We start from the raw sequence: 12,390 nt of genomic DNA, 5'->3' as shown, positions 1-12,390 counted from the left end.
CGTTTATGAACCAGGAAAAAAAATACATCGTCGCGCTCGACCAGGGAACCACCAGCTCACGGGCTGTCGTGCTGGACCATGACGCCAACATCGTCAGCGTATCCCAGCGGGAATTTACCCAGATCTACCCCAAAGCGGGCTGGGTAGAACACGACCCAATGGAAATCTGGGCCTCGCAAAGCTCTACGCTGGTGGAAGCGCTGGCGAAAGCCGGCATCAGCAGCGACGAAGTCGCAGGCATCGGCATCACCAACCAGCGTGAAACCGCCGTAGTATGGGAAAAAGACACCGGCAAACCCATCTACAACGCGATTGTGTGGCAATGCCGCCGCTCCGCCGACATCTGCGAAAAGCTGAAAAAAGACGGGCTGGAAGAGTACATCCGCGCTAACACCGGTCTGGTGGTCGACCCGTATTTCTCCGGTACCAAGGTCAAATGGATCCTCGACCATGTCGAAGGGTCGCGTGAACGCGCCCGCCGCGGCGAGCTGCTGTTCGGCACGATCGACACCTGGCTTATCTGGAAAATGACTCAGGGCCGCGTCCACGTCACTGATTACACCAACGCCTCCCGCACCATGCTGTTCAACATCCATAAGCTCGACTGGGACGAACGCATGCTGGAAGTGCTGGATATCCCGCGCGCCATGCTGCCGCAGGTGCGCCCGTCTTCCGAGATTTACGGCCAGACCAACATCGGCGGCAAAGGCGGCACCCGCATTCCCATCGCCGGTATCGCCGGCGACCAGCAGGCGGCGCTGTACGGCCAACTGTGCGTCCATCCCGGCATGGCGAAAAACACCTACGGCACCGGCTGTTTCCTGCTGATGAACACCGGCACCGAAGCGGTACGCTCCAGACACGGCCTGCTGACCACCATCGCCTGCGGCCCGCGCGGCGAAGTGAACTATGCGCTGGAAGGCGCGGTGTTTATCGGCGGCGCGTCGATCCAGTGGCTGCGTGACGAACTGAAACTGATTGGCGACGCGATGGACTCCGAATACTTCGCCACCAAGGTGAAAGACAGCAACGGCGTCTATGTGGTACCGGCGTTCACCGGCCTGGGCGCACCGTACTGGGACCCGTACGCCCGCGGCGCGATTTTCGGCCTGACCCGCGGCGTTAACGCCAACCACATCATCCGCGCCACGCTGGAGTCCATCGCCTACCAGACCCGCGACGTACTGGACGCGATGCAGGCCGACGCCGATACGCGTCTGCAATCGCTGCGGGTGGACGGCGGCGCGGTCGCCAACAACTTCCTGATGCAGTTCCAGTCCGACATTCTGGGTACTCGCGTCGAGCGTCCGCAGGTGCGTGAATCCACCGCGCTGGGCGCGGCATTCCTGGCTGGCCTGGCGACCGGTTTCTGGAATGATCTGGATGAAGTGAAGAGCAAGACCGCCATCGAACGGGAGTTCCGTCCCAGCATCGAAACCGTGGAGCGCAACTTCCGTTACCGTGGCTGGCAAAAAGCGGTGGAACGCGCCCGCGCGTGGGAAGAACACGACGAGTAAAATCATCGCTATCCTTGATCGGGCGCGGCTATCGCGCCCTTTTTCCTTTCCCTCTCCCCCCCGTCCGCCATTACGCCTGTGCTACCATAATGCCCCGACTACTCCTTTACTCCCCGTTCAAGACAGGTATCCATGAAACGTGAATTAGCCATCGAATTCTCCCGCGTTACCGAAGCGGCCGCGCTGGCCGGCTACAAATGGCTGGGCCGTGGCGATAAGAACGCCGCCGACAACGCCGCGGTGCAGGCGATGCGCATCATGCTCAATCAGGTCGACATCAACGGTCAAATCGTCATCGGCGAAGGTGAAATCGATGAAGCGCCGATGCTCTACATCGGCGAGCAGGTAGGCACTGGGCGCGGCGACGCGGTGGACATCGCCGTCGATCCGATCGAAGGCACTCGCATGACGGCGATGGGGCAGGCGAACGCGCTGGCGGTGCTGGCGGTAGGCGAACAGGGAACTTTCCTGCACGCGCCCGACATGTACATGGAAAAGCTGATTGTCGGCCCGCAGGCCAAAGGCGCTATCGACCTTGACCGCCCGCTGGAAGACAACCTGAAACGGGTAGCGGAACGATTGGGCAAGCCGCTCAGCGAACTGACCGTGATCACGCTGGCCAAACCGCGCCACGATCGGGTGATCGCCGACATGCAGCGACTGGGCGTAAAAGTGTTCGCCATTCCTGATGGAGACGTGGCCGCCTCAATTCTGACCTGCATGCCGGAAAGCGAGGTCGATGTGCTCTACGGCATCGGCGGCGCGCCGGAAGGTGTGATCTCGGCGGCGGTGATCCGCGCGCTGGATGGCGACATGCAGGGGCGTTTGCTGGCCCGTCATCAGGTGAAGGAAGACAATGCGGAAAACCGCCGGCTGGGCGAACAAGAGCTGGCGCGCTGCCGTGAAATGGGCATCGAAGCCGGCAAGGTGCTGATGCTGGACGACATGGCGCGCAACGACAACGTGATCTTTTCCGCCACCGGCATCACCAAGGGCGACCTGCTCAACGGCATTTCCCGCCGCGGCAACATCGCCACCACCGAAACGCTGCTGATCCGCGGCAAGTCGCGCACCATCCGCCGCATCAGTTCCACTCATTATCTGGACCGTAAAGATCAGGCGCTGCACGCCTTTCTGCTGTAGCCGCGGCAAGGCACGAATTGTTTCACTGTTGTTAACAGATCGCGTATCGTAAGGTCTGGCTGCGTGCAGCCCTGCGACACCCGAGAGATCAAAACAGGAGCATAGAACCATGGCAGAGTGGGTGACCGGCAAGGTTATTCAGGTTGAACACTGGACGGAAAACTTATTCAGTCTGCGGCTGGAAGCGCCGGTGGCGCCGTTTACCGCCGGGCAGTTCGCCAAGCTGGCGCTGGAACTGGGCGGCGAGCGGGTACAGCGTGCCTATTCATACGTCAACGCCCCCAGCGACACGCTGCTGGAGTTTTATCTGGTCAACGTACCGGACGGCAAGCTCAGCCCGCATCTGCACCGTTGCCAGCCGGGCGATGAGGTCTTGGTGACGCAGGAGGCCGCCGGCTTCTTCGTGCTCGACGAAATCCCGGATTGCGACACCCTGTGGATGCTGGCGACCGGCACCGCCATCGGCCCGTATCTGTCGATTCTGCAGGAAGGACGCGGTCTGGAACGCTTTAAACATATCGTGCTGGTGCACGCCGCCCGCTTCGCCCGTGACCTGAGTTTTCTGCCGCTGATGCAACAGTTGGAACAACGCTATGACGGCAAGCTGCGCATCCAGACCGTGGTCAGCCGCGAGGAGCAGCCCGGTTCGCTCACCGGCCGTGTGCCGGCGTTGATTGAAAGCGGTGCGCTGGAAGCGGCGGTCGGCCTGCCGATGGACGCGGCGACCAGCCACGTGATGCTGTGCGGCAACCCGCAGATGGTGCGGGACACCCAGCAGTTGCTCAAAGACACGCGGCAGATGAGCAAACACCTGCGCCGTCGTCCCGGCCATATGACCAGCGAGCACTACTGGTAACCACGGACGAGATTCAGGAAGCGCGGAGCCGCAACGGCTCCGCTGCCGGTCCGAAACGGTTCGCGCCACTCGTACCGACAAACGCGCCGCAATCCAGCAGCATCATCACGGCAATCAACGTCGGCAGAAAACGCCCCAGCCCCCACTGACCGAGCGGCGGCAGCATCGCCCAGTTGCCGTTGCCCAGCATCCAGGCCACCACCAGCAGTAATGCCCACCAGCCGCTTTTGTTGCGGTCATGCAGCCGTTTGACCAGTATCGCCGCCAGCGGCCACATCAACACCACCAGCACGAACGCCGCGTTCTGGGTTTCCAGCCAGCCGGTCCCGGCCAACATGAACAACCCCACCATCAGCGCCAGCACGATCGCCATTCCTAACCAGAAATCCCGGCGGCCAACGCGGCCGCGAAACGAAAAACACCATTGTTGTATCGTCATCACCTTCCATCCCCGAATGCGGTTCTACGGCATGAGTTTACCTTAAGTCAGGCGGCCTTTTTTACCGCACGTTTTGACAATCGATCCCGAATCCCGTTTTAATCACACAGCATGCCAACGATAAGTGACGATACTAATGAATTGATGATGAAAAATGCCCTGTTGATTGTTTGTTGCCTGTCTGCCGGCCTACTCTGTACCCCGTTTGCCCGGAGTGACGGCCTGTTCCAGCAAAAACCCCCGACCGCCGCGCCCTATCTGCTGTCAGGCTCTCCCACGTTCGATATGAACATCATACAGTTTCGCACCCGCTATAACCTGAGCAACCCATCGTTGCCGATTAACGAATACCGGGTGATCGATACCGGCGATGACTCGCCCAACCTGACGCGCGCCGCCAGCCGCATCAACGATCACCTGTATTCTTCCACCGCGCTGGAAAAAGGCACCGGCAAGATAAAAACCATGCAGATTACCTGGCTGCCCAAACCGAAAGACACCGACCAAAGCGGGCGACGCAAGCAGGCTATCGGCTACATGGCGGCGCTGGTGCGCACTTTTATGCCGTCGTTAACCAACGAGCAAAGCCTGAAAAAGATCGAAATGCTGCTGGAAAAAGGCAAAGGTCAGCGCTTTTACCAGCAAACGGAGGGAGCGCTGCGCTACGTCGTGGCGGATCACGGCGAAAAGGGGCTAACTTTCGCTGTTGAACCGATTAAGCTAGCGCTATCTGATTCGTGATCACATCGAGAATTAGGCACGAAAAACAGAGCCACCGTGCCATTTCGACTCTATACTATCGTCAGTTCTGTATCATCGTCAGATTGGCTGCCTGACGCAGCCATGTATTGATTAACTGGCAATTCGCCTGGAGGAAACAAGATGCGACATCCCTTAGTCATGGGCAACTGGAAGCTGAACGGCAGCACCAGCATGGTTCACGAACTGATTGCCGGCCTGCGCAACGAATTGAGCGCCGTCACCGGTTGCGGCGTGGCCATCGCGCCGCCGGCTATTTATCTGGATCAAGCTAAACACCTGCTGGCAGGCAGCCGCATTGCTCTGGGTGCCCAGAACGTGGACGTCAACCTTGCCGGCGCCTTCACCGGTGAAACCTCCGCCGCCATGCTGAAAGACATCGGCGCCCAATACATCATCATCGGCCACTCCGAACGCCGCACTTATCATCACGAAAGCGACGAGTTCATCGCTAAAAAATTCGCCGTGCTGAAAGAAACCGGCCTGATTCCGGTACTGTGCATCGGTGAAACCGAAGCCGAAAACGAAGCCGGCCAGACCGAAGCCGTCTGCGCGCGTCAACTGGATGCCGTGCTGAACACGCTGGGCGCGAAAGCGTTCGAAAACACCGTGATTGCCTACGAGCCGGTCTGGGCCATCGGCACCGGCAAATCCGCTACCCCGGCGCAGGCGCAGGCGGTGCACAAATTTATCCGTAACCACATCGCTAAGCAGGATGCCGCGGTAGCCGAGCAGGTAATCATTCAGTACGGCGGGTCGGTCAATGCCGCCAACGCCGCTGAACTCTTCACCCAGCCGGACATCGACGGCGCGCTGGTTGGCGGCGCGTCGCTGAAAGCCGACGCCTTCGCCGTCATCGTCAAAGCGGCCGCCGAAGCCAAAAGCCAGGCCTGATCAGCCCCGCTGATACCGCACAACGGCTCCCGTCTGGAGCCGTTTTTTTATGTCTTTTTTCACCCATTCCCGCCACGTTCATCATTCTGTCATTTTCTCTGTCTAGGTTTTACCGCACATGTTTATTTGTTACTTAATTTAACCGCGAGTGAATGACCATGACCCGTAAGGCTTTGATCCGCAAGACTCTGATCTGCAAACCCCTGCTCTCTTCTCTGATGATGACGCTTATCGCCGGCAGCGCACTGGCCGCCAGCGCCGATTACCACCGTCAGGCTCAGGGCGACATCACTCAGCCCGGCGGCGCGCGTCGCCTGAGCGCCGATCAGACCGAGATGCTGAAAGCCTCGCTCAACGCGAAAACCGCCAAAAACGTGATTCTGCTGATTGGCGACGGCATGGGCGACTCGGAAATCACCGCCGCACGTAACTACGCGCTGGGCGCGGGCGGCTTCTTCAAAGGCATCGACGCCTTGCCGCTGACCGGTCAGTACACCCATTACTCGCTGGACAAAAAAACCCGCAAACCGGACTACGTCACCGACTCCGCCGCATCGGCCACCGCCTGGTCCAGCGGCGTCAAAACCTACAACGGCGCGCTGGGCGTGGACGTGGACGGCAAAGACCATAAGACGCTGATTGAAATCGCCAAAGCGGCGGGCAAAGCCACCGGTAACGTCTCCACCGCCGAACTGGAAGACGCCACGCCGGCGGCGATGGTGTCTCACGTGACATCGCGCAAATGCTACGGCCCGGAAAAAACCAGCCAGCAGTGCCCGACCAACGCGCTGGAAAACGGCGGTCGCGGCTCCATCGCCGAACAGTTGCTGGTTACCCGCGCCGATGTCACGCTGGGCGGCGGCGCAGCCACCTTCAAAGAAATCGCCAAAGCCGGTAAATATCAGGGTAAGAGCCTGAAAGAACAGGCGGACGCGCTGGGCTACCACCTCGTAACCGATCTGGACGGCATGAATGCCGTTACCGCCGCCAGCCAGAGCAAGCCAGTGCTGGGCCTGTTCGCCGACGGCAACATGCCGGTGCGCTGGCAGGGGCCGAAAGCCAGCTACCACGGCAACCTCGATAAACCAGTAGTAACCTGTGAACCCAACGCCCAACGCGGCGCCAGCGTACCGACACTGGCGCAGATGACCGATAAAGCCATCCAGCTGTTGAGCAAGAACAAAAACGGTTTCTTCCTGCAGGTGGAAGGCGCGTCTATCGACAAGCAGGACCACGCCGCCAACCCGTGCGGTCAGTTCGGTGAAACGGTGGATCTGGACGAAGCGGTGCAGAAAGCATTGGAATTCGCCCGCCGCGACGGTAACACGCTGGTGATCGTCACCGCCGACCACGCCCACTCCAGCCAGATCGTCGAAAACGGCTCCAAAGCACCGGGCCTGACGCAGGCGCTGAACACCAAAGATGACGCAGTGATGACCATCAGCTACGGCAACTCGGAAGAAGAGTCGCAGGGCCATACCGGCACCCAGCTGCGCATCGCCGCCTACGGTCCGCACGCCGCCAACGTGGTGGGTCTGACCGACCAGACCGACCTGTTCTACACCATGAAAAACGCGATGGGACTGAAATAATCCCGACATTCGACAGCGTATCCGTCGATCCGCAATCATAAAAAAGGCAGGTACGAAACCTGCCTTTTTATCTGATAAATAACAACGTGTTACATTACACCGATTTCGCCGCCGGAATTTGCTGCGTGATGCAGTGGATGTTGCCGCCGCCCAGCAGGATCTCGCGGGCTGGCACGCCGCTTACCAGATAGCCTGGGAACATCTGTTGCAACAGCGCATGGGCCTCGGCGTCGGTGCGTTCATCCAGCAGCGGGTAAATGATCTGCTGGTTGCTGATCAGGAAATTGACGTACGACCCCGCCAGCCGCGACCCGGCGTTACGTTCAATGGCGTTACCGTCGGTCACCCCTGCCGCCTCTTCCGGCGTGGCGTACAGCGGGCCAGGCGCCGGCAGTTTCCAGATTTTCAGCGACCGGCCTTGCGCATCTTTCGCCTGCGACAGCACCTGATACGCCGCCTGAGAGCGGGCGTACTGCGGGTCGGTTTCATCGTCGGTCCAATGCAGCGCCACTTCGCCGGGGCGCACAAAACAGCACATGTTGTCGATGTGACCGTCGGTTTCGTCGTTATACACGCCCTCTTCCAGCCAGATAAAGGCGGAGACGCCGAGATAATCCCGCAGCAGCTGTTCAATCTGCGCCTTGTTCAGGTGCGGATTGCGGTTCGGGTTCAGCAGGCATTCGGCGGTGGTCAGCAACGTGCCTTCGCCATCGGTGTGGATGGAGCCGCCTTCCAGAATCAGCGGGGCGGCGTAACGCGCATCGCCGTGATACGCCAGCACCTGCGCCGCGACCTTTTCGTCACGACGCCAGTCTTCGTACAGCCCGCCCAAGGCGCCGCCCCAGGCGTTGAACTGCCAGTCGACGCCACGGCGCTCGCCGGCGTCGTTCAGCACCACGGTTGGCCCGGTGTCGCGCATCCAGGCGTCGTCGCTTTCCATCTCCACCAGCGTGACGCCGGCCGGCATGACGCTTTTGGCCAGCGCCATCTGGTCGCGCGGCACGCCCATGATAACCGGCGTGGTCTGCGCAATAGCGGCGGCGACGGCGGCAAAGGTTCGCTGAGCCGGAATGGCATCCCCTTGCGAACGCCAGTTGTCGCGGCGATACGGCCACAACATCCACACGGCGTCGTGCGGCGCCCATTCCGCCGGCATGGAGAAACCGTCCTGCAACGGCGTGGTCAGTTCAGACATCACTTATCTCCAGGTCTTGCCGTCAGACGTGCCGATTACGCCGTACATGTCCGGACGGCGATCGCGGAACAGTCCCCAGGAAGCGCGCTGCGCGGCAATGGCATCCAGATCGAACTCGTGCACCAGCACCGCTTCATCCGTCTTGTTGGCCTGCGCCACCAGCGCACCGGTTTGATCGGCGATGAACGACGAGCCGTAGAAGGTCATTTCCAGACCGTCGATGTATTTGCTGGCTTCGGTACCGATACGGTTGGAGGCGATCACCGGAACCAGGTTGGCGGCGGCATGGCCCTGCTGTACGCGGGTCCAGTGCGGCTGGCTGTCGATGTCCGGGTACGCCGGTTCGGAACCGATGGCGGTCGGGTAGAAAATCAGCTCAGCGCCTTTGAGCGCCAGGCAACGGGCGGTTTCCGGGAACCATTGATCCCAGCAGATGCCCACGCCTATTTTGGCGTAGCGGGTCTGCCACACTTTGAAACCGGTGTCGCCCGGAATAAAGAACTGTTTTTCCTGATAGGCCGGGCCGTTCGGAATATGGGTTTTGCGATACACATCCAGCACGCTGCCGTCGGCGTCGATCATCACCAGCGAATTGTAGTAGGCGTTATTGGCGCGCTCGAAGAGGCTCAGCGGCAGCACCACTTCCAGCTCGGCCGCCAGCGCGGAGAAGTGTTTGATTAACGGGCTGGTTGCCAGCTCCTGCGCCAGCGCATAATGCTCCGGGCTCTGGTCGATGCAGAAATAAGGCGCGGCAAACAGTTCCTGAATCAGAATGATTTGTGCCCCCTGAGCATGCGCCTGACGCACCAGCCTTTCGGCGTTTTCGATATTTTTTGGCAAATCCCAGGTGCAGGCCATCTGCGTGGCGGCAACGGTAACTTTTGTCATGCGAAAACCTCAATAATTTCTGTATGGGTGCTCATGCCTGCGCCACCAGCGGTGTGGGTAATAGCAAGAGTCTGGTAAAAAGTTTAGGTCAACAACTCACCCGGCGCCCGGCGAACGCCGTTATGCGTGACGCGGCACTGCGGCGGCGCCATTATGCCAGCGAATCATGACGGTGAGGATGCACGGTTCAGCCCGTCACCGACCGCCGGCACGCGTATCGTTCGCCAATGGTTTGGCCGTTTGCTGTTTCCCAATAAGAAATCCCGCCCTGAAGAGCGGGATTTGCTTTTTCGTCCCGGCCGTCGCCGGGCACACATCAGAACAGCTTCTTGGCGGTGTTGAGCCAATCGCCTTTGAACGGGCGCTTCATGTTCTCGATGGCGTCGATAATATCATGATGGACCAGTTTTTCATTCTGGATCCCGACGCAGCGGCCACCGTAGCCCTGTTGCAGCAGTTCGATGGAGTACGCGCCCATGCGGGAGGCGAGGATACGGTCGTACGCCACCGGCGATCCGCCGCGCTGGATGTGGCCCAGTACGGTGGCGCGGGTTTCGCGTTCGGTTTCCTGTTCAATGTAGCGCGCCAGTTCGTCCACATCGCACACCAGTTCGGTAATCGCCACGATGGCGTGCTTTTTACCTTTGGCGATGCCGGCTTTGATCTCTTCAACCAAATCTTCCGGTTTGAAATCCACTTCCGGCAAGACGATGAATTCACAGCCGCCGGCAATCGCCGCCGCCAGCGTCAGATCGCCGCAATGGCGGCCCATCACTTCCACGATGGAAATGCGCTGGTGCGAAGACGAGGTGTCACGCAGGCGGTCAATCGCTTCCACCACGGTTTCCAGCGCGGTGAAATAACCGATGGTGTAGTCGGTGCCGGCAACGTCGTTATCAATGGTGCCCGGCAGGCCGATGCAGGGGAAACCCATTTCCGTCAGGCGTTTGGCCCCCATGTAGGAACCGTCGCCGCCGATCACCACCAGCGCGTCCAGGCCACGTTTTTTCATGTTTTCCACGCACACCTGACGCACCGCTTCTTCGCGGAACGCCGGAAAACGGGCGGACCCGAGGAACGTGCCGCCGCGGTTGATCACGTCCGACACGCTATAGCGGTCCAACTGCACCATGCGATCTTCGTACAAACCCAGATAGCCATCATAGATGCCGTATACGTCCAGGTTTTCCGCTAACCCTGCTCGCACCACGCCACGAATGGCCGCATTCATTCCCGGCGCATCGCCACCGCTCGTCAGTACTCCGATTTTTTTAATCATGACAACCTCTGGATTTGTAGATGTAAATTCGCAGATTCTTCTATCTCAAGGCTCACAGGACAAAGCCTAACCGTTTATCAGCATATTATAACAAATACCCACAGCTGAATTGATTCAGGTCAGGCCTGATACCCCATAAAGATCTATCGCATATCACATTTTTACAACACTTTCGGATATCGGCGGTGTTCTCCCGCCTGTTCGCTCACCCTGAAAGGCGCAACCTCACAGTCATGCGCCGTGGACTTAAAGCACCCAACGACCACGCTGTTCCTGTGGCACCACCGAGACGGGATCCTGATGAATGATAACGTCTGAACCGGGAAAACGCTTGAGCAACGCCTGCTCCAGTTCGTCCGCAATCTGATGTGATTCCACCAGCGGCAGGTTATCCGCCATTTCGAGATGCAGTTGGATAAAGCGGGTCGGGCCTGAACGGCGAGTCCGCAGCTGATGCGCGCCGCTTACGCCCGGCCATGAGGACACAATATTGATGATTTCCTGCCGCTCCTCGTCCGGCAAGGCTCGATCCAACAGCGCCTGAATAGCCTCATACGCCATTCGCAACGCGCTGCCTAAAATATAGACGCCGATCCCCAGCGCGAACACCGCATCGGCCCAATTAATTCCCTTCCAGCTCAACGCCAGCGACAGCAAAATCGCGCCATTCATCAGGACGTCCGACTGGTAATGCAGCATATCCGCCCGCACCGCCTGACTATGAGTCTTACGGATCACCCAACGCTGGAAACTGACCAGCAGCCCTGTCGCCACCAGCGCAATGATCGTAATCCACATCCCCAGTTCAGGCCCTTGCAACGGCTGCGGGGTAATCAGATGCTGGGCGCCGGTCAATAACAAAAATAGCGCCGAACCAGAAATGAACATGCTCTGCGCCAGCGCGGCCAGCGACTCGGCTTTGCCATGCCCGAACGTATGTTCCGTATCGGCGGGTTGCAACGAATACCGCACCACCAGCAGATTGACCAGCGACGCCGCGATATCCACCAGCGAATCAACCAGCGACGCCAGCAAACTGACTGAACCGGTGTACCACCAGGCGTACACCTTCAGACCAAATAACGATAACGCCGTGGCGGTAGCCAAAAAAGCGGCTGTCGTCACCAGACGTGCGTAATGAGAATTCATACACTATTCCATCCAAACGAGGGGGCCAGTATACCGAATTCTGACGCGGGAAAACCGTGACACTTTACTTCCGGTTTCCCGATAAATTCCGGTTTCCCAACATAAGCACAGCGTTCAATGATGACAGGTTTATGGCTTGCGTAGAATTTTCTGCAACCGCTCCTGTTCCCAGCGCGACCAGCGATCGCGCAGCCAGAAAACCCGCGCCGCCCGAATCGCCAGCACACCGCCCCAAATCAACAACGGCCATAAGAACCAGTGCGTTTGCGGGTTGACCAACAGATTGACGGCAAACAACAGCGCATTCACCAGCACAAACAGCAGCAGGCTGCGCCAGAAACGGCTCTCCTGCCCGACCTGCGTTCTGGCCAGCTCAATACGCTGCGCCAGCGATTCGCCGCTCACCGCCTGCTCGCTGTCTTCCTCCATCAGCGCCGTCACGTTAACGCCAAACGCGGCGGCAATGGCGCTGAGCGTTTCCAGACTGGCGCGTTCCCCATTTTCGATCCGCTGGATGGTTCTGACGCTCAATGCAGACAGTTCAGCCAGTTGTTCCTGAGACCAGGCGCGGGCAAGACGCTGTGATTTGATCGTATTCATGATGTACTCCTGTTGTATTAAACCCTGCTAACAGCCTGCGCCAGCCCCCGCCAATACACCACGACAGTAACCGGACAGC

Annotated in this window: 12 protein-coding genes; 6 read left to right on the top strand and 6 right to left on the bottom strand. The window is 59.3% G+C overall.

Annotation, left to right across the window (positions count from 1 at the left end; translation table 11 throughout):
* Positions 1-5 precede the first annotated feature (5 nt).
* From glpK to fpr, 3 genes are all read left to right on the top strand, one after another.
* Positions 6-1,517, top strand: coding sequence for a glycerol kinase GlpK (gene glpK, locus DDA898_RS01525; protein ID WP_013315890.1), 1,512 nt, complete (start codon positions 6-8; stop codon positions 1,515-1,517).
* Between the two features lie 132 nt (positions 1,518-1,649).
* Complete coding sequence (glpX, locus tag DDA898_RS01520) at positions 1,650-2,660, top strand: class II fructose-bisphosphatase (RefSeq protein WP_038909996.1); 1,011 nt, start codon at positions 1,650-1,652, stop codon at positions 2,658-2,660.
* Positions 2,661-2,769: 109 nt separating this feature from the next.
* On the top strand, positions 2,770-3,516 hold the full coding sequence (gene fpr / locus DDA898_RS01515; RefSeq protein ID WP_038909995.1) for a ferredoxin--NADP(+) reductase: 747 nt from the start codon (positions 2,770-2,772) through the stop codon (positions 3,514-3,516).
* Positions 3,517-3,529: 13 nt separating this feature from the next.
* Here fpr and DDA898_RS01510 read toward each other — a convergent pair whose 3' ends face one another.
* Positions 3,530-3,955 carry a DUF805 domain-containing protein gene (locus tag DDA898_RS01510; RefSeq protein ID WP_013315887.1) on the bottom strand — a complete coding sequence of 142 codons (426 nt, stop codon included), beginning with the start codon at positions 3,953-3,955 and terminating at the stop codon, positions 3,530-3,532.
* A 144-nt stretch (positions 3,956-4,099) separates the two neighbouring features.
* Between DDA898_RS01510 and DDA898_RS01505 the strand changes: the two genes are divergently transcribed.
* From DDA898_RS01505 to phoA, 3 genes are all read left to right on the top strand, one after another.
* The gene (locus DDA898_RS01505) at positions 4,100-4,696 is read left to right on the top strand and encodes a DUF1454 family protein (RefSeq protein ID WP_033111518.1); all 597 of its coding nucleotides are present in this window, start codon (positions 4,100-4,102) and stop codon (positions 4,694-4,696) included.
* A 141-nt stretch (positions 4,697-4,837) separates the two neighbouring features.
* The gene (tpiA, locus tag DDA898_RS01500; protein ID WP_038909994.1) at positions 4,838-5,608 is read left to right on the top strand and encodes a triose-phosphate isomerase; all 771 of its coding nucleotides are present in this window, start codon (positions 4,838-4,840) and stop codon (positions 5,606-5,608) included.
* A gap of 152 nt (positions 5,609-5,760) precedes the next feature.
* A complete protein-coding gene (gene phoA / locus DDA898_RS01495; protein ID WP_038909993.1) occupies positions 5,761-7,200 on the top strand; it encodes an alkaline phosphatase in 1,440 nt (479 codons plus the stop codon).
* Positions 7,201-7,294: 94 nt separating this feature from the next.
* Here phoA and aguA read toward each other — a convergent pair whose 3' ends face one another.
* From aguA to DDA898_RS01470, 5 genes are all read right to left on the bottom strand, one after another.
* Positions 7,295-8,395: an agmatine deiminase gene (gene aguA / locus DDA898_RS01490; RefSeq protein ID WP_038909992.1), complete on the bottom strand. Its 1,101-nt coding sequence runs from the start codon at positions 8,393-8,395 to the stop codon at positions 7,295-7,297.
* Positions 8,396-8,398: 3 nt separating this feature from the next.
* A complete protein-coding gene (aguB, locus tag DDA898_RS01485; RefSeq protein ID WP_038909991.1) occupies positions 8,399-9,283 on the bottom strand; it encodes an N-carbamoylputrescine amidase in 885 nt (294 codons plus the stop codon).
* A gap of 316 nt (positions 9,284-9,599) precedes the next feature.
* On the bottom strand, positions 9,600-10,562 hold the full coding sequence (pfkA, locus tag DDA898_RS01480; protein WP_013315881.1) for a 6-phosphofructokinase: 963 nt from the start codon (positions 10,560-10,562) through the stop codon (positions 9,600-9,602).
* 246 nt (positions 10,563-10,808) lie between these two features.
* The gene (gene fieF, locus DDA898_RS01475) at positions 10,809-11,711 is read right to left on the bottom strand and encodes a CDF family cation-efflux transporter FieF (RefSeq protein ID WP_038900009.1); all 903 of its coding nucleotides are present in this window, start codon (positions 11,709-11,711) and stop codon (positions 10,809-10,811) included.
* A 129-nt stretch (positions 11,712-11,840) separates the two neighbouring features.
* A complete protein-coding gene (locus DDA898_RS01470) occupies positions 11,841-12,311 on the bottom strand; it encodes a 2TM domain-containing protein (protein WP_038909990.1) in 471 nt (156 codons plus the stop codon).
* Between the last annotated feature and the right edge of the window lie 79 nt (positions 12,312-12,390).

The organism is Dickeya dadantii NCPPB 898 (assembly GCF_000406145.1).
Lineage (GTDB): Bacteria > Pseudomonadota > Gammaproteobacteria > Enterobacterales > Enterobacteriaceae > Dickeya > Dickeya dadantii.
This window is presented reverse-complemented; position numbering and strand designations above follow the sequence as displayed.

Excerpts from the sequence above, each read along its gene's own strand:
- glpK (WP_013315890.1), top strand. The coding sequence starts at position 6 with ATGAACCAGGAAAAAAAATACATCGTCGCGCTCGACCAGGGAACCACC.
- glpX (WP_038909996.1), top strand. The coding sequence starts at position 1,650 with ATGAAACGTGAATTAGCCATCGAATTCTCCCGCGTTACCGAAGCGGCC.
- fpr (WP_038909995.1), top strand. The coding sequence starts at position 2,770 with ATGGCAGAGTGGGTGACCGGCAAGGTTATTCAGGTTGAACACTGGACG.
- DDA898_RS01510 (WP_013315887.1), bottom strand. The coding sequence starts at position 3,955 with ATGACGATACAACAATGGTGTTTTTCGTTTCGCGGCCGCGTTGGCCGC.
- DDA898_RS01505 (WP_033111518.1), top strand. The coding sequence starts at position 4,100 with ATGATGAAAAATGCCCTGTTGATTGTTTGTTGCCTGTCTGCCGGCCTA.
- tpiA (WP_038909994.1), top strand. The coding sequence starts at position 4,838 with ATGCGACATCCCTTAGTCATGGGCAACTGGAAGCTGAACGGCAGCACC.
- phoA (WP_038909993.1), top strand. The coding sequence starts at position 5,761 with ATGACCATGACCCGTAAGGCTTTGATCCGCAAGACTCTGATCTGCAAA.
- aguA (WP_038909992.1), bottom strand. The coding sequence starts at position 8,395 with ATGTCTGAACTGACCACGCCGTTGCAGGACGGTTTCTCCATGCCGGCG.
- aguB (WP_038909991.1), bottom strand. The coding sequence starts at position 9,283 with ATGACAAAAGTTACCGTTGCCGCCACGCAGATGGCCTGCACCTGGGAT.
- pfkA (WP_013315881.1), bottom strand. The coding sequence starts at position 10,562 with ATGATTAAAAAAATCGGAGTACTGACGAGCGGTGGCGATGCGCCGGGA.
- fieF (WP_038900009.1), bottom strand. The coding sequence starts at position 11,711 with ATGAATTCTCATTACGCACGTCTGGTGACGACAGCCGCTTTTTTGGCT.
- DDA898_RS01470 (WP_038909990.1), bottom strand. The coding sequence starts at position 12,311 with ATGAATACGATCAAATCACAGCGTCTTGCCCGCGCCTGGTCTCAGGAA.